The organism is Ruminococcus sp. (assembly GCF_017650195.1).
GTDB lineage: Bacteria > Bacillota > Clostridia > Oscillospirales > Ruminococcaceae > Ruminococcus.
In genome coordinates, this window is the sequence record NZ_JAGCFH010000085.1 from 17,188 (window position 1) to 33,178 (window position 15,991).

Sequence of the window (15,991 nt, forward strand, 5' to 3'; positions counted from 1 at the left end):
AATGGCTGACCACAACGCGCTGCCGCTGGTGATATTGGCGGAGAAGTTCGCCTCTCTCCCCGGCATAGGCATGAAATCCGCCCAGAGACTGGCGTACCACGTAATGTCTATGGATACGGAAGCTGTTGAGGACTTCGCAAAGGCGCTCATAGATGCAAAGAAAAACGTTCACTGCTGCAAATGCTGCCAGAACCTGACGGAACGGGAGATATGCCCTATATGCGACGATCCCGAACGTGACAGGCGCGTTATATGCGTCGTAGAGAATCCAAAGGATGTCACAGCCTTCGAACGTACAAGAGAGTACGGCGGAGTGTATCATGTGCTCCATGGGCTGCTCTCACCTATGGACGGCATAACGCCCGACAAGCTCCGGGTAAAGGAGCTCCTCGCAAGGATAGCAGAGGGCGGCGTAGAAGAAGTCATAATGGCGACCAATCCCACTGTAGAAGGCGACGCTACCGCAATGTATATAGCGGGACTTCTCAAGCCTATGGGCATAAAGGTCACACGCCTTGCCTTCGGTCTGCCTGTCGGAGGTATACTCGAGTATGCTGACGAGGTAACGCTGTTCAAGGCGCTAGAAAACAGGAATGATATGTAAAAACGGGCGTTAAGCCCGTTTTTTCGTAAAGTATTCTATTGCTCCGTAACCGACAGCGGAGCGATAAATCGGAGGAATATATTTGAAAAACAATTTTTTGCGCGGAATGTCCCACGGTATACCGATATGTCTGGGCTATATTTCTGTCTCCTTCGGCTTCGGCATACTTGCAGTCAGCAAGGCTGGGCTTTCCGTATTGCAGGCTTCGATCATATCCGCTTCAAACCTTACTTCCGCAGGACAGAACGCAGGTATTGACGTTATCGCCGCAGGAGGCACTCTCATAGAGATGATACTTCTACAGCTGACTATAAATATACGATATTCTCTCATGGCGCTTTCCCTTTCACAGAAGCTGGACAGACGCTTTACCACGCCTCACAGGCTCTTTGCTTCTTACGGCATAACCGACGAGATATTCGCAGTGTGTTCCGCACAGAAGGAGCCTCTGACCCCTGCCTATATGTACGGAATGATATTCATTGCCGCTGTTGGATGGATAACCGGTACCGCTCTGGGAGCAGCCGCAGGAGAGCTTCTTCCGGCTGCTGTCAGCAGCGCTATGGAGATAGTCCTGTACGGTATGTTCATTGCTATAGTCATACCCCCTGCAAAGAAGCAGCACAGCATACTTTTCGTGGCTGTCATTGCCGCGGCACTCAGCGTTTTATTCAGATATTTCATTGCCGGGCTCAGCGAGGGCTTCGCTATGATAATATCCGCTGTTGCAGCCTCAGCCCTTGCAGCTCTCATATTCCCAGTAAAGGACGAAGAGGAGGAAGCTGAACGATGAGATTTGCTATATATGTCACTGTCATGGCCGTGGTCACATACCTAATAAGAATGGTGCCATTCACATTCTTCCGCAAAAAGATAAAGAACCGCTTTTTCCGCAGCTTCCTGCAATATATCCCTTATGCGGTGCTTTCCGCCATGACTATACCGGCTATATTCTATACCACCCATAATATGTGGACTGCCGCGGCAGGCACGGCTGTAGCCGTACTGCTGGCTTTCTTCGAGATGCCGCTCATAGTTGTGGCTCTTGCGGCTTCCGGCGCGGCTTTCCTGCTTGGACTTTTTATGTGAAAGGAGCAGAACTATGCTGAAAAAGATACTCAGCAGCGAAGCCTGTGCAAAATGCAGGCTGTGCTGTATCTTCGACCGCTACGACGTGTGGGAGACTCCCGTATTTACCGCGGAGCTCTGCGAAAAAATAAAAGCCGCACGCCCTGGTACTGAGTTCGTTACCAAGGACGGCGGCTATATATTCAGAGTTGGTGAGCTCAGGGGTGACGAGCTTTTTTCCTGTCCTGCCCTCACGGAAAACGGCTGTATGCTAGGCGATGAGAAGCCTTTCGATTGCCGTATATGGCCCTACCGTATAATGGAGGTAGGCGGCAGACGAGCTATAACCTTCGCTTCTATATGCGATGAGCTCTATCACCGTCCCCTGTCACAGCTTGTTGGACTGCTGAAGGAAGGACTTGCGGATACTATCTTTGCTTATGCCGACGAGCACCCCGAGATAGTAAAGCCCTACTATGAGGGCTATCCAGTGCTGATGTTCGAGAAAAAACCACTTTAAGTCCTGTCCTGATTCACGGAGAAAATATCTGCTACCTCTGTGAGAGTAATATAGGCGAGAGGGTCTATTTTCTGCACTATCCCCTTCATCTTCATGACCTGAAAACGGTTCACCACAAAATACAGAACAGTCCGCTCCTCTCCGGAGTAGCCTCCCATTGCCTTTATCAACGTCATTCCACAGCCGAATTCCGTCATGAGCTGCTTTTTTATTTCATCGGGCTTTGCGGTTATTATCATAGCAGCCTTTTCGCGCTGCAAGCCGTCAACTATGTAATCCACGGTCTTTAGAGCCGCTCCGTATGTAACTATGGAGTACAGAGGCAGTATCCAGCTGTGTATCACGACTCCGCATATAATATACAGCACCACATTGTACGCCATGACGAATGAGCCCACAGACAGTCCGAGACGCTTTGAGAATATAACAGCCATTACCTCTATGCCGTCCATAGCTCCGCCGAAGCGTATTGCTAGACCGCTGCCTACACCCGATATCACGCCGCCGAACAGAGCACAGAGCAGCAGATCGGTGCCTGCAAGAGGCGAGGCTATACTCACATCTATGGGGAGCACATCGGTAATGAGCCAAGACATAACAGCATATACGGCTACTGTATATATTGCAGAAAAGGTGAAGCTTGCGCCCTGCTTTTTAAGGCCATAGAGAAAAAGCGGTATATTGAGCAGTATCAGAAAAAACGATAAGGATAATGCGTCGGTAGTGACCTGCGCAAGCAGCATAGAGGTTCCGGAGATACCGCTGTCATAGAGCTTTACAGGCATAAGGAAAAGAGTTATGCCGAAGGCGTTGACCATACCTGCCACAGTCAGCATAAACAGGCGAAACGGACTTATCTCCTTTATTATTTCAAGTATTTTTTTCATGTATTGCCCCCCTGTACTGTATTTTACAAAAGGGGCATTTTCTCTGCGAAAATGCCCCTCTTCTCGATCACTTCTTGATCTTCTCGACGATGTCCTCGACCTTTTCCTTGACCTTTTCAATGTTCTCCTTGGTAGCCACCTTGCTGACCATATCCTTAGCCTTTTCGATATTGTCTTTTGTTGCAACCTTGGAAACAGTTTTTTCAATCTTCTCATCGGGGAGGTCGATGCCTGTTTTCTTCTCAACTAATTCTACTGCTTTTTTGATCTCCATAGGGGATACCTTCTTTCGATTAAAATTTATATATCCATTGTAGCACACTTTTTTTATAAATGCAATATTCTGATATATTTTTTTTGCTGCAACTATGAATTGACCTAAAAACAGCCATTTGCAACTAGCAATTGACAAATTGTAAAGCACGGTTGCTTGTATGTAACCGCCCGAAATGTTAGAATAAGACCATGGAAAACGCAACAGTTTCCGCAGAAAAATTTCAACGGAGGATATAAATATGATACTCGCAGACAAGATAATCGAACTCAGAAAAAAGGCAGGTATGTCTCAGGAGGAGCTTGCCGAGAAGCTCGGTGTGAGCCGCCAGTCAATATCAAAATGGGAGGGCGCTCAATCAACTCCCGACCTCAATCGTATATTACAGCTTGCTGAAATATTCAATGTCAGCACCGACACTCTCCTTAAAGACAATATCGAGCTTGCTGAAGCTCCCGCCGCAGCTACCGAAACTTCCGTTGAAACTGAACCGCCTCTTCGTAAGGTATCTATGGAAGAAGCAAATACATTCCTTGAAGTGAACGAAAAGCGCTCACTACGTACTCCAATAGGAGTTGCTATGTGTATATGCTGTTCCTTGCCCGTGATAATACTCGATATTTTCGAGCCTTTTATAGGAGCAGCAGGTATCATTGGTGTACCACTCATGTTTATTATTATAGCAATAGCTGTCGGTCTGTTCATCACCTCAGGCAAGCAGATAAAGCGCTACGAGTACCTTAACAAAGAAGGTATCGACACCGAATACGGTGTTTCGGGAATGGTAAATGAGAAAAAGGCAAAATTCGAGACAAAACATACTCTCTTCCTTATCATAGGCGTAATCCTTTTCATAGTTTCATTCATACCTGTAATAGTTTTTACCGAAGTATTCCCAGACAGCAGCTTTTTCGAAGCGCTTTCGCTGTTGATAATGTTCGGAGCTATCGCAGTCGGCGTAGGACTTATAGTCCATGCGTCCATAAAAATGGGCGGGTACAAGCGTCTTCTTGAGGAAGACGACTTCTCAAGGCAGAAAAAGGAGCGCACAAACAGAACATCGGGAACTGTTTCCGTATACTGGTGCATAATTGTTGCGATATTTCTTGCATACAGCTTTATCACCAACGATTGGGGCAGATCTTGGATAATATGGCCTGTAGCAGCTGTTCTCACACCTGTTGTTATGGTCATTGCGGACAAAATTAAAAAATAAAAAACAGCATCACCCAAACATGATATAGTAAAAAAAGGCCGCAGCATTGTGCGCTGCTCTTAGCGGAGTAATTGACAAACCAAACTGGATAGGATAAAAACACTGTTTACAAATTTAGTAATCAAAAATTTAGTAATCAACGCTTTTATGTTTATAAGCAAAAGCAGCTCTTCCAATATAGAAAAGCTGCTTTTCGCTAATCGGTGTATAGAGTTGTTATAACAGGAACCATTGAAAGCCTTCCATTATAGTACGTCCCATTTGAACTCCCTGATCGGCAAAAAGTCTTCCATCTGTACTTATCCAGAAATTGACCATACCATTTCCCATAGTGCCAGCAAGAAGGAAATCCACATTTTCTTTATTCCCAACTACATTCAAAGTACTATAAGAAGTCAGATCTTTTGAGTCAAGAGGTTTGCTCTTACGGAATTTGCTGTATTTAGGTTCAATACATACTTCAAATTCCTCGTCATTCGAGGCTTTTCCCTTTATTCCGCCAAATTCCTGCATAAAGTCAATTTGTGCATCAGAAAGAGTTATTCCTTCTTTTTGATACTTACTTATCAAGCGGCTAATATCTGTTTTTCTTCCTTCATACCAACCTGCATTTTTTAGTATTTCAAGGGTCTGGGGCATGATGGGAGCATGATAATCATATTCAATGGTAAATAAATAATCAAAGAATCTATCTTCATTATTAGCTATTAATTCCGCTTTAGAATTAAAGAACTCTCCCACTTCGTTCATAAAAATGGTTTCTATTGAACCTGATGCATTACTAATCCAAGCTACACCGATTACATTTTTCTTTTCTCCCTGCCATTCTGCAATTGTTCTTGGAGATTTGAAAGGATATATCTGAATATGCAAGCTGTCTTTTGATTCTTTTTCAATTCTATCAAAAACTAACATGTGATATTTCTGAGCAAATTGAATCATCAAATTATTGTCTTTGATTTCAGGATATTGATTCAGATTTTCTGTAACAGCAGAAATATCGATTTCTTTTGATGAAACAAAAAAGGCTTCGGTTTTTATTCTTTCTATTAGTTTTTCTTGAGTCATGAAATAATCCTCCAATAGAATAATATAATAATAATGACCTTCAAAAGTTTTTTGACATTTTTTACATAATTCCTTTGCCGCTCCATTTGATGCGTTTAAAGCATCATATCCTGTATTAAACATAACGATATCACTGGAATATTTTTTAAGAATAGTTTTTAACAGAGAAATAATAACAGAGGCATAACCACTCGCCGGAACAACATCAAACCACAAGATCGTTATCGAACATCTCACGATCAACGTCAACATAAACGCTTAATCGAAAATACTGCGTTGAAGCTGACCATCTTCCATTTTTTTCTTTTATGTTCGATATAGTTGTATATTGACTCAGTATATTGACTACGAATTCAAACAGCTCTTGCAAATCGTTTGAGAAAAGCTCAATAATATAAAACATTATACCACCTTCCAATCATTTGAGAATCACACGTATGATTTCACCGTCTTTAACGACAAAAAGTTCGTCTAGAGTTGAAATATCCCACGTGTGGAACTGCTTGATTAGTTCGGTTAATGTTTTATTTGAGTCATCGAAGTTAATAACAATTCGTCTGGCTTGAGTTTCTGTTTTGCCCTTTACTGTTGACCATATGCGATTTAACAATGGTACATCATGCTTTGGCTAGTTCATGCTCAAAGTAACGTTTACTCAGTTTTTTTCCGTTTGATTTAATGATATAATAAGGAATGCCTTTCTGATAGTGCCAGAAGATTTCAACAATTTCAGCATATGTTTCCGTATTATTTACTTTTACGAATTCTCCGATCATAAATTTTGGCTCATCAACTTCTCGAAAAGCCGTTCCGGTAACAATGAATTCATGACCTTTATATGCTATTGCATATTTTTCTCCATGTTGATCGCATTGTAGCACCTTTCCAGATGGGGCAATGTTAAAAAAATCCTTATTATTAACTTCTTCAGCATTAATAGGTGTGCATACTATCCATTTTTTTGCCATTGTCGTATCTCCTTAATATGGGATGTATCCTTGGAAATTGTCAAACAGTTTCTTGGGAAGTTTTTCAAACAGTTCTTCAACAATTGATAAACAGTCGTTACTTGGTTTGAAATGACCGCTTTCAATATTTACACTGTATATTTTACCTCCTGTTTTGTAATAAATCAGAATATGTAAAATGGTTTGCTGTTTTTGTATGCTCCCCCTGGAAGCGATTCTGCCAATACAGTTAATGCTTTTTATAATTTTGCTTATAGAATTCGTTAATCTTAATAATTAGATCAACAAGCTCTTTGCTGTCTGCATCAGTGAGCATTCTCATCTCTCTGATGATAGAATATCTCTGATCAATTTTCCCATATAACACATCTATTCTCATGTCATTTAGGCTTTCTATTAAAGCTTCATTCCTTTGAAAATAATCAGGCATAGGACTGAACATATTACATTTTATGTTGTTTATTGCTTTATCAATCAGTTCTATCATTTGTTCGTCTTCCTTAGTTGTCTGATAATTATTTTGCATTCCTGTAAAATAAAACTTATTATAGAGTTCGTTAATTTGATTGACAGTATCAATCAGATCCTGAGGGTCTGAACTAACAATATATTTGAGAGCAGGAATTCTATCTAAATGTGTATCTAATGTTTGAGTTTGGATTGTATGTAGCATCTTGTTCAATTCGTTCAAAAGAGCACAGTTTTTTAATCTAAATGCCTCTCTATTAGGAACGTTTATTTCTTGTTTTGAAAGAACAACAGCTTTTTCAATAAGCGATATTATTGTCTTGTCATTATTCATATCTGTATTTATTCAACCCAATCTGACGGAATTTCATTAAGCCAATACTGAGTTCCGCCACCCTTTCGATATTCTAATGTTTTCGGATCAAATTGAGGAGCAACTTCTCCGGTGATAACCTTCGTTCCCTTAGGAACGTTTATTTTATATTCGCCGGTTAATGGATTTCCCCATGCTTCTAAAACAGCCAGTTGATCCCTAGTTTCATCAATTGTTAATGGTTTGTCCGTCCACCATTTTCCCAATCCTGTTGTTAACTCTGTATTGTAACCTCTTCTATATAATGTTAGAGTATCAGTTGTTTCAATTACAGTTATTTGATTGTTTGTAAATGCTGCGATATCAGCGGTACCGTTTCTTATGCCGAAAGTATCAAATCCGCCATTTTGGAGGCATGATAATTTAGCTTGTCGGATATCTTCTACAGGAACACTTAATGAGTCAAAATATTTTAAAGTTCCCGTTAATGATGAAGCGTCGAATTTTTCTAATGCCATAGTGCTTAAAACATTTTCGATTTATGAAGCGTTTTTGCAGGCGTTCAGTGAATCAAAAGTATTAAGCATTTTAGTTACTCCAAGTGTACCGCTTGATTTGCTTGTTTCAATAAAAAGGTGAGATAAATCATCACCGTATTTTAACACAAATTCAGCAAGATATCTTTGACTTCCGCCAGTCTCTCCAATAACTTTCTAGATATCACTGCTAAGCTCCATACATCTTGGATTTTTCAGCATTGTATCTATTGTAGGCTGAGTCATTCCTAAATGACGGAAGAGCTTTATCTGATTATTTATTTGCTTTGTTGTATATCCTGCGTCTCTTAAACCGTTGATCGTTGTACTTCCATATTTTGCTGCATTTCTTACTCCGGCAATTTTACTTATTGCCGCTCCTCCGCCTTTAACAACTTTAACAACTCCAAATGTTACAACATTCCAGAATGTATCATGCTTTATTGCGGCAGCAGCTTGTTCATCGCCATATATATAGTAATCGAAATTTCTTTCGATTGTTTTTAAAATGTCAACATAGAGTAATGCGATAAATACAGCTGTTACTACCAATCCTAACCAAGATGCAGGTGCTAACTGATACGCTACACCTTCCAGACAATTCATGAGCCTGCGCCGATTCTAACGCCGTCCGAAAACAAGACATTTGCACAGGCAGCTTGCTAAAATGAAGAAACCCGAGGACGTTATGCCCTCGGGTTACATAAGAATATAATAAAGTTCCGTTAAGGATAGCACGCAATGTGCTTCGGCTATTATTATCCTATTACTGTACGGGCGGCTGATCTGCTGGTGGTGTAGGCGGAGCTGCCGGTGGTGCAGGCGGCTCTGTACTGCCAACAGCCGGTTTAGCGTTCTTAAGCTCCAAGAAGCACGCCGCGGCAGTCGCCAACATCAGAAGAATACACAGAACTAATCCAAATTTGGTCTTTACCTTTATGTATTCAGAATATTGCTTCGGGATATCGTAATAGCTGCGGAAAGTCATTCTGAACAGCAGCAGAGCTGCTGCTGAAACAGCGCTTACGATTGATGCTGTCTTCAATGACTTTTTGTCACTCTTTCGGAAAAGTACAACTGCAGTCGCAACGCCTCCTGCAAAAGCAACGATAAGGAATATATTGGGCTTAGGATCGCTATCAGCATTCTTTGCAACATCATCGTCTTTTTTCTCGATGCTGAACATCATACGGAATCCCGAGTATTTCTCCTCAATAGATTTATCCTGCGTACACGATACAGAAACGAACGGAAGGAAAAATGCTACCAGAGCGATCAGCACACATACCTTGGCAATAAGCCTGAGAGGCAGATCAGATGTTTTTTGAGCGGCAATATCAGTTACTGAATCTGCAATCTCCTTAACGGAAGCACCGCTTGCTGAAAGAGGAGCGGTTTTAGGTTTAAGATCGCCTCCGCATGACGTACAGGTCTCAGAACCATCCGGTATCTGAGCGCCACAGTGTTTGCAATACATAAAGATGACCTCCTTAAATATAATGATAATATATTTTATCATATTATCACAATTCTGTCAATAGTTCCACACAAAAATCCGTGAAATTAGCTATATTCGGCAAGACTGCAAAAAAACCGGCGAACTGTGTCCGCCGGTCTGGGTCGCTGTTTATATGCTCAAAGCTTCTTCTTCTCTTCCTCTATCATCTTGATAAGGTCATCAACAGACATATTTGAGGGAGACTTTTTCTTTTCGTTGCGCTCGCTCTTGTCGATTATATCCGAGATATCGGGAGTGCTGCTCTTTTTAGACTTTGCAGCCGTTGAAGGAGTAGACTGGCTTCTGAGAGGCGTAGTCTTGGGAACATCGTTTCTTGACATCTCCGCAAGCTGGCTCTTTGAAAGTATACCCGTATTATCAGATACAGCCTCTGGAGCTGCAGGCTTCTGTATCTTACCTGTATTACCAGTTGTATTCTTTACGCTGAATGAACCTGTACGCTCTGCCTCAGCAGTCTTTCTGAGCATCTCCTCCCTGAGGGCATCGGCTGTGGGAGCTGTAGAGGAGGATCCGCCTACATTCTTTGCCGCAAATGTGCTCTCGGCACTGCGCTGTGCCTTGAACTGCATCGTGCGCTCCTTCTCCTTCTGGTAAGGAGAATCGGGATTTACCTTCTTCTGACTGAAATTCTCGGCGATAGACATTTTCTTTCGCTCGAGCTCGTCGCTGGGCTGTATCTCCTGCGAGGGTTCAAAGAGGGGATTTGCAGACTTGTCGTGAAGATTCTTTCTGCTCTCGGATATCGCTCTTTCCTTTTCTTTCTCGTCATACTCGTAAAAACCGAACTCCTCCTCATCATCGCCCTTTGAGGAAGCGATTTTGATGATGAAGAACACTACAAGAAGCACGCAGGGAAGCACAAGAAGTGAGATTATACCCTTTATTCCTGACGCAAAGGTTATTACCGAGCCGATAAGTACGCTCTGATTGTGTCCCGTGCAGAGAGCGAGTATCTTGTCCTTAGTTATGGATTCCTCGCTGCCTACTCTTGAAGCATCGGCAGTATAGTATTTCTCAGTGCCGTCTTCTGAAGTAACGATATCGAAAATACTGAGCACCTTGAGGTTATCAGGAGTCTCTGCCGGATAACATAGGACGATATCACCCTTGGATATCTTTTCCTTTTCCGCAGGTGCGGCAATCAGAGCAGCACCGTTCGTTACGCTTGTGCCCATATTGTCGGTATCTTTGACGATATAGACGTATCTGCCGAAGAGTTTCGGCGTTTTGCCGCCTGAGAATGCGATATTGATAACGATCGAGAGCACGATCAGTAATATACTAAGAACTATAATGACAAGTTTAAGTATCGAGAAGCGTTTTTCTTTTTCCATTTTACATCACCTTTTCATTTCATTTTTTTGTCTTTTTGTTTCTACACATTTTTCTGCGGACCTATAAATATGACCGCTTTATCTATTATATCACATATTATAACAAATTTCAAACATTTTTTAAGTTTTATTTTTTAAATATATAGAAACCATTTCCATATCATTTTTTTCGGGTTTTATGCACAAATTACATTAGTTATTTCTTTCCGTTTACGCATTATGCACAATGAAGAATTAATATTTTTCAGTCTTAACAGATATCATATCAAATGACTGTCTGCAATATATAAATTTAGTTGACAAATATTTGTTGAAATATGCACTTGAAATATGTTATGATTCATAGTATAATTGATGTGTATACTGCTTGCATTGCGCAATAGCGCGTTATTAAAACAGGCAGTATACATCTAAGGCATTATACAGGCAGTAACAAAGCCGCACCCCGGCAGATTGGAGATACTTTATGGCTACTAAAAAGGCAAATCCTCTTATCGACAAGATCAAGGAAGAGTTTCCTAGAAAGCTCCAGCTTTTGTACAGTGTTTCTCCCGAAGAAGCTTCAGACAAACAGGTTTATCATGTTCTCTCGTCCATAATCGTCGAGATACTTGGTACAAAAAGGCAGAGCTTTGTAAATCATACCAACTCCGTTGGCGGCAAGCAGATATACTACCTTTCCATGGAGTTCCTTATGGGACGCTCCCTCAAGACAAGCATATACAACCTCGAACTAGCTGACGGCATAAAGACTATGCTGAAGCAGTACGATATAAATCTCGATAAGATATACGAAATGGAGCCTGACGCAGGTCTCGGAAACGGCGGTCTCGGAAGACTTGCTGCCTGCTATCTCGACGGTCTCGCCACTATGGCTTTCCCTGCAATGGGATATTCGATATGCTATGAATACGGCATCTTCCAGCAAAAGCTGGAGGACGGTTGGCAGACAGAGCTCCCCGACAACTGGCTCCCAGGCGGATCAGTATGGCTCGTCCCGAAGCCGGAGCTGTCCGTAGATGTACACTTTGAAGGCGACCTCAGGGAGTACTGGGACAATCAGTACCACTATATCTCACATGTGAACTACAATACCGTCGTTGCTACTCCTTACGACCTTTATGTATCGGGCTACGGCTCGGAAGGCGTCTCCGTACTCAGACTCTGGTCAGCAAAGGCCCCCAACTTCAATATGGAAATGTTCAACAAGGGCAACTACGAAGAAGCCCTCGCACAGAACTCAATAGCTAATGCGATATCAAAGGTGCTCTATCCCAACGATAACCACCTTGAGGGCAAGAGCCTCCGTCTTCGTCAGCAGTACTTCCTCTGTGCTGCTTCTATCGGAGATATCGTAAGCTCCCATATGGCTGTATACGGCACTCTCGAAAACCTTGCAGACAAGGTTGCTATCCATATAAACGACACTCATCCCACCCTCGCTATCCCGGAGCTCATGAGAATACTCCTCGATGACTGCGGATACAGCTGGGAAAAATCGTGGGATATCGTCACAAGAACGTTTGCGTACACCAACCATACAGTTATGGCTGAGGCTCTCGAAAAGTGGGACGTAAACCTCGTAAAACAGGTAATCCCGAGAATATTCTCGATAATCATCGAGATTAACAACCGCTACTGTCAGTCACTTCTTGAAAGGAACGGCGGCGACAGCGCAAAGACCACGCGTATGTCCATAGTCAAGGACAATCAAATACACATGGCAACTCTCTGCGTTGCGGCTTCTCACAGCGTAAATGGCGTATCAAAGCTCCATTCGGAAATAATCAAGCAGTCCGTCTTCCATGAGGAATTCGAGAATACTCCCGAAAAGTTCAAGAACGTCACAAACGGCATAGCCTACAGAAGATGGCTGTATCAGTCCAATCCCGCTCTGACCGAGCTTCTCACAGAGACTATCGGTTCCAAGTTCATAAAGGACGGCGCAGAGCTTGAAAATTTCAGGAAATTCGAGAACGACAAGGAAGTTCTAACAAAGCTCATGGCAGTCAAAAAGGAAAACAAGGAAGCTTTCGCAAAGTATGTCAAGAACGAGTCCGGCATAGATCTCAATACAGACAGCATCTTTGACGTACAGGTAAAGCGTCTCCACGAATACAAGAGACAGCATCTAAACGTCATGAATATCCTTACGGACTATGCTTATCTGCTCAACGATCCATGTGCTCCCTATACTCCAAAGACCTATATCTTCGCGGCAAAGGCTGCTCCGGGCTATTATCTCGCAAAGCAGATAATCAAGATGATATGGGCCATCTCCGAGGAGATAAAACGGGATCCGAGGATAAGCGAAAAGCTTTCGGTAGTATTTCTTGAAAACTACTGCGTTACACTCTCTGAGCATCTCATGCCTGCTTCCGATGTTTCTGAGCAGATATCCCTTGCAGGAACAGAGGCTTCCGGTACGGGAAATATGAAACTAATGCTAAACGGAGCCGTGACCCTCGGTACTCTCGACGGCGCTAATATTGAGATAAAGGAAGCCTGCGGCGATGATAATATCGTTATCTTCGGCATGACCACTCCACAGGTCAATGAACTCAGATACAGGGGCTACAACCCCGTGGACTGCTACAACTGCGATCCGCGCATACGCGACGCCATAGACCGTATGTACCACGGAATAAATGGCTGCACCTTCAACGATGTGGCAAATTCACTTAAAAACAGCGACCCCTACATGGTGCTTGCAGACTTTGACAGTTACAGAAAGGCTCAGCACTATGTGGCAGAATGTTATAACGACAAGATGAAATGGGCTAAAATGTCTCTCAATAACATCGCAGGAGCCGGAATATTCTCAGCTGACCGCGCTGTTGCGGAGTATGCCGACAATATTTGGCATCTCAGATAAAACGATCTCCTGAAACAGATCATACAGGGAACGTACCTGCTGCGTCCCTTAAAAAATACCGGAAACGGAGTGTTTTTTAGATGAAACCATTTTACGATACATGGGATCTCAGCTACAAATCAATTTTCGGCGCGGTAAGGCAGTATGAGACCTGCCGCTTCACAATCAGGCTGCCAAAGGATATAAAGCCTGACTATTCGCCGGTGTTGGTGCTTTTCCGCACAGGATTCAAGGAGCGCTTCATAACCATGAACGCCGTTGAGGAGGAAGAGGACTGCTTTACGTACTCAGCCGAATACGAGGCAAGATATACCGACGTACATTACTACTACTTCTCGTTCACAGAGGGCGGTACACGCCACTATATCAAGAAAATCAACATCCACGAGGGCGGTCTCGACGAAGGAGATATGTTCCAGCTCACCGTCTACAACAGCACATACACTACTCCCGATTTTCTCAAGGGCGGAGTTATGTACCAGATATTCCCAGATCGCTTCTGCAACAGTGGTAAGCCCAAGGAGAATATACCTGAAGGTCGTGTTCTCCGCGAAGACTGGGGTGGCACTCCCTTCTACAAGCCCGACGAGAACGGTCACGTATGGAACAATGACTACTTCGGCGGCGATTTCGAGGGTATAAAGTCAAAACTCCCTTACCTCAAAGGTCTTGGAGTAACCTGTATATATCTCAATCCTATATTTGAAGCTCACGAAAATCACAGGTACAATACCGCAAACTATATGAACGCAGACCCTCTCCTCGGCACTAACGAGGATTTCGCAGAGCTTTGCCAGGCGGCTGAAAGCTACGGTATATCAATAATCCTCGACGGAGTATTCTCACATACCGGCGCTGACAGCGTTTACTTCAACAAATACGGACGCTATCCCGAGCTCGGCGCCTATCAGTCAAAGGACAGCAAGTATTACGACTGGTACAGCTTCATAGAGTATCCCGATGTATACGAAGCTTGGTGGGGCATAGATACCCTTCCAAACGTATTCGAGAACAATGAAGACTATACGGAGTATATCTGCGGCGAGGAGGGAGTTCTCCGCTACTGGCTGGATCAGGGTGCAGCCGGCTACCGTCTCGACGTTGCAGACGAGCTTCCCGACAAGTTCCTTGCAAACCTAAGAAAATGCGTGAAGGAGTATGACAAAAACAAGCTCATCATCGGCGAGGTATGGGAGGACGCCACAAACAAAGAGAGCTACGGCATAAAGCGTCGCTACCTTCTCGGCGATCAGCTCGACTCGGTAATGAACTACCCCTTCCGAGAAGCTATCATGAACTTCATCAAAGGCGGCAAACCCAGCGAATTCATAAAATCCGTAATGACCATAGTAGAGCACTATCCGAAGCCAACTGTTGACGTGCTTATGAACTTTGTGTCCACTCACGATATAGAACGCGCTATAAACCGTCTCGGCGGTGACGACTGCAACGGCAAGAACAAGGAATGGATGGCGGAGCGCTATCTCACCCCGGAGCAGTACGAGCACGGAAAGGAAATGCTGAAGGCTGCAATGGCCCTCCAGTTCTTCCTGCCCGGAGTACCAAGTATATACTACGGCGACGAAGCAGGACTTCAGGGCTACAAAGATCCATTCAACCGCCGCTGCTACCCTTGGGGAAACGAGGATACAGACCTTATAGAATACGTTTCCGAGCTCAGCCGCGTAAGAAAGTCCATACCAAGTATGCGCGACGGAAGGATATACTTTGTTATCAATGAAAAAGAAGTACATGACAGCCGTCTTATCGGCTTCACCCGTCAGGGACAGAAGCAGGATCATATCATATTCGTAAACAGAAGCGGTGATACCGTACAGCTCGAAAATATGAGCGAGATACTGTCGCGCTTCACGGACATACAGCCGTTCTACGGCGAATTCATGGACGATACCATTACAGTAAAGCCCTACGGATACACAATAGTCAAGGCTAAATTCGTAAAATAACAGAGAGCCGCAATGTTCTTCGCTTTCCTCGGCATCGCCGGGGTTGCAGTTTGTATTGTTTTCAGCATACTGCAGCGAAACGAAAAGCAGCTGGAGGAATAAGCGTTTTTACAAATATGCGGAGGAATACTCCGCATATTTCTTACCCCAAAATTGTCCGCCACTGGTGTACAAGCGTATTCACCAAAAATACAGTTTCATATCTGACTGATTTTTGGCTTTATGTCAATTGATTTCAGGGACAAAAAAGCATATAATAGATATTACTGTAAAATCATCAAAAATTGTAAAGGAATGATATATATGAATGATAAGGTAGTCAAGTTCGGCGGAAGCTCCCTTGCAGACGCCAATCAGTTCAGAAAGGTAGCAGC

General features: G+C 43.3%; 18 protein-coding genes. 7 read left to right on the forward strand and 11 right to left on the reverse strand.

Going from position 1 to position 15,991, the window contains the following annotated elements; genetic code table 11:
• Position 1 precedes the first annotated feature (1 nt).
• The 4 genes from recR to J6U00_RS03550 all read left to right on the forward strand — a co-directional run bounded on the left by recR (position 2) and on the right by J6U00_RS03550 (position 2,192).
• The gene (gene recR, locus J6U00_RS03535; RefSeq protein WP_296578959.1) at positions 2-604 is read left to right on the forward strand and encodes a recombination mediator RecR; all 603 of its coding nucleotides are present in this window, start codon (positions 2-4) and stop codon (positions 602-604) included.
• An 82-nt stretch (positions 605-686) separates the two neighbouring features.
• Positions 687-1,397 (forward strand): AzlC family ABC transporter permease, encoded by a 711-nt coding sequence (locus J6U00_RS03540; protein ID WP_296578961.1) that lies wholly within the window; start codon positions 687-689, stop codon positions 1,395-1,397.
• Positions 1,394-1,693 carry an AzlD domain-containing protein gene (locus J6U00_RS03545; RefSeq protein WP_296578967.1) on the forward strand — a complete coding sequence of 100 codons (300 nt, stop codon included), beginning with the start codon at positions 1,394-1,396 and terminating at the stop codon, positions 1,691-1,693. Before J6U00_RS03540 ends, J6U00_RS03545 begins: the two co-directional genes overlap by 4 nt.
• Positions 1,694-1,706: 13 nt before the next feature.
• Positions 1,707-2,192 (forward strand): hypothetical protein, encoded by a 486-nt coding sequence (locus tag J6U00_RS03550; RefSeq protein WP_296578970.1) that lies wholly within the window; start codon positions 1,707-1,709, stop codon positions 2,190-2,192.
• Here J6U00_RS03550 and J6U00_RS03555 read toward each other — a convergent pair.
• Both J6U00_RS03555 and J6U00_RS03560 read right to left on the reverse strand, forming a co-directional pair.
• Positions 2,189-3,079, reverse strand: a complete 891-nt coding sequence (locus tag J6U00_RS03555; RefSeq protein ID WP_296578973.1) for a YitT family protein — start codon at positions 3,077-3,079, stop codon at positions 2,189-2,191. The two genes, J6U00_RS03550 and J6U00_RS03555, sit on opposite strands and share 4 nt — an antisense overlap.
• Positions 3,080-3,146: 67 nt before the next feature.
• Complete coding sequence (locus J6U00_RS03560) at positions 3,147-3,353, reverse strand: hypothetical protein (protein WP_296578976.1); 207 nt, start codon at positions 3,351-3,353, stop codon at positions 3,147-3,149.
• Between the two features lie 241 nt (positions 3,354-3,594).
• On the opposite strand from J6U00_RS03560, the gene J6U00_RS03565 reads away from it, so the two are divergent.
• Entirely contained in the window at positions 3,595-4,569 is a 975-nt protein-coding gene (locus tag J6U00_RS03565; protein WP_296578979.1) for a helix-turn-helix transcriptional regulator, read from the forward strand.
• A 216-nt stretch (positions 4,570-4,785) separates the two neighbouring features.
• On the opposite strand, the gene J6U00_RS03570 is transcribed toward J6U00_RS03565, so the two are convergent.
• From J6U00_RS03570 to J6U00_RS03605, 9 genes are all read right to left on the reverse strand, one after another.
• Positions 4,786-5,853 (reverse strand): SUKH-3 domain-containing protein, encoded by a 1,068-nt coding sequence (locus J6U00_RS03570; protein ID WP_296578982.1) that lies wholly within the window; start codon positions 5,851-5,853, stop codon positions 4,786-4,788.
• Entirely contained in the window at positions 5,843-6,040 is a 198-nt protein-coding gene (locus J6U00_RS03575) for a hypothetical protein (protein ID WP_296578985.1), read from the reverse strand. The genes J6U00_RS03570 and J6U00_RS03575 overlap by 11 nt, the downstream gene beginning before the upstream one ends.
• A gap of 15 nt (positions 6,041-6,055) precedes the next feature.
• The gene (locus J6U00_RS15155; RefSeq protein ID WP_365717984.1) at positions 6,056-6,247 is read right to left on the reverse strand and encodes a hypothetical protein; all 192 of its coding nucleotides are present in this window, start codon (positions 6,245-6,247) and stop codon (positions 6,056-6,058) included.
• A gap of 7 nt (positions 6,248-6,254) precedes the next feature.
• Entirely contained in the window at positions 6,255-6,605 is a 351-nt protein-coding gene (locus J6U00_RS03580) for a hypothetical protein (RefSeq protein ID WP_296578989.1), read from the reverse strand.
• A 229-nt stretch (positions 6,606-6,834) separates the two neighbouring features.
• Positions 6,835-7,407, reverse strand: a complete 573-nt coding sequence (locus J6U00_RS03585) for a hypothetical protein (protein ID WP_296578992.1) — start codon at positions 7,405-7,407, stop codon at positions 6,835-6,837.
• Positions 7,408-7,415: 8 nt separating this feature from the next.
• Positions 7,416-7,904: a hypothetical protein gene (locus tag J6U00_RS03590; protein WP_296578995.1), complete on the reverse strand. Its 489-nt coding sequence runs from the start codon at positions 7,902-7,904 to the stop codon at positions 7,416-7,418.
• A 195-nt stretch (positions 7,905-8,099) separates the two neighbouring features.
• Positions 8,100-8,528 carry a hypothetical protein gene (locus J6U00_RS03595; protein WP_296578998.1) on the reverse strand — a complete coding sequence of 143 codons (429 nt, stop codon included), beginning with the start codon at positions 8,526-8,528 and terminating at the stop codon, positions 8,100-8,102.
• A gap of 160 nt (positions 8,529-8,688) precedes the next feature.
• Positions 8,689-9,399: a zinc ribbon domain-containing protein gene (locus tag J6U00_RS03600; protein WP_296579001.1), complete on the reverse strand. Its 711-nt coding sequence runs from the start codon at positions 9,397-9,399 to the stop codon at positions 8,689-8,691.
• Between the two features lie 158 nt (positions 9,400-9,557).
• Positions 9,558-10,775 carry a hypothetical protein gene (locus tag J6U00_RS03605; protein WP_296579003.1) on the reverse strand — a complete coding sequence of 406 codons (1,218 nt, stop codon included), beginning with the start codon at positions 10,773-10,775 and terminating at the stop codon, positions 9,558-9,560.
• A gap of 466 nt (positions 10,776-11,241) precedes the next feature.
• Between J6U00_RS03605 and J6U00_RS03610 the strand changes: the two genes are divergently transcribed.
• Both J6U00_RS03610 and J6U00_RS03615 read left to right on the forward strand, forming a co-directional pair.
• Positions 11,242-13,650, forward strand: a complete 2,409-nt coding sequence (locus J6U00_RS03610) for a glycogen/starch/alpha-glucan phosphorylase (RefSeq protein ID WP_296579007.1) — start codon at positions 11,242-11,244, stop codon at positions 13,648-13,650.
• An 80-nt stretch (positions 13,651-13,730) separates the two neighbouring features.
• Complete coding sequence (locus J6U00_RS03615; RefSeq protein WP_296579009.1) at positions 13,731-15,617, forward strand: glycoside hydrolase family 13 protein; 1,887 nt, start codon at positions 13,731-13,733, stop codon at positions 15,615-15,617.
• The last annotated feature ends 374 nt before the right edge of the window (positions 15,618-15,991 follow it).

Coding starts and splice junctions, on each gene's coding strand:
- recR (WP_296578959.1), top strand. CDS start 2: ATGGCTGACCACAACGCGCTGCCGCTGGTGATATTGGCGGAGAAGTTC.
- J6U00_RS03545 (WP_296578967.1), top strand. CDS start 1,394: ATGAGATTTGCTATATATGTCACTGTCATGGCCGTGGTCACATACCTA.
- J6U00_RS03550 (WP_296578970.1), top strand. CDS start 1,707: ATGCTGAAAAAGATACTCAGCAGCGAAGCCTGTGCAAAATGCAGGCTG.
- J6U00_RS03555 (WP_296578973.1), bottom strand. CDS start 3,079: ATGAAAAAAATACTTGAAATAATAAAGGAGATAAGTCCGTTTCGCCTG.
- J6U00_RS03560 (WP_296578976.1), bottom strand. CDS start 3,353: ATGGAGATCAAAAAAGCAGTAGAATTAGTTGAGAAGAAAACAGGCATC.
- J6U00_RS03565 (WP_296578979.1), top strand. CDS start 3,595: ATGATACTCGCAGACAAGATAATCGAACTCAGAAAAAAGGCAGGTATG.
- J6U00_RS03575 (WP_296578985.1), bottom strand. CDS start 6,040: ATGTTTTATATTATTGAGCTTTTCTCAAACGATTTGCAAGAGCTGTTT.
- J6U00_RS03580 (WP_296578989.1), bottom strand. CDS start 6,605: ATGGCAAAAAAATGGATAGTATGCACACCTATTAATGCTGAAGAAGTT.
- J6U00_RS03585 (WP_296578992.1), bottom strand. CDS start 7,407: ATGAATAATGACAAGACAATAATATCGCTTATTGAAAAAGCTGTTGTT.
- J6U00_RS03590 (WP_296578995.1), bottom strand. CDS start 7,904: ATGGCATTAGAAAAATTCGACGCTTCATCATTAACGGGAACTTTAAAA.
- J6U00_RS03595 (WP_296578998.1), bottom strand. CDS start 8,528: ATGAATTGTCTGGAAGGTGTAGCGTATCAGTTAGCACCTGCATCTTGG.
- J6U00_RS03600 (WP_296579001.1), bottom strand. CDS start 9,399: ATGTATTGCAAACACTGTGGCGCTCAGATACCGGATGGTTCTGAGACC.
- J6U00_RS03605 (WP_296579003.1), bottom strand. CDS start 10,775: ATGGAAAAAGAAAAACGCTTCTCGATACTTAAACTTGTCATTATAGTT.
- J6U00_RS03610 (WP_296579007.1), top strand. CDS start 11,242: ATGGCTACTAAAAAGGCAAATCCTCTTATCGACAAGATCAAGGAAGAG.
- J6U00_RS03615 (WP_296579009.1), top strand. CDS start 13,731: ATGAAACCATTTTACGATACATGGGATCTCAGCTACAAATCAATTTTC.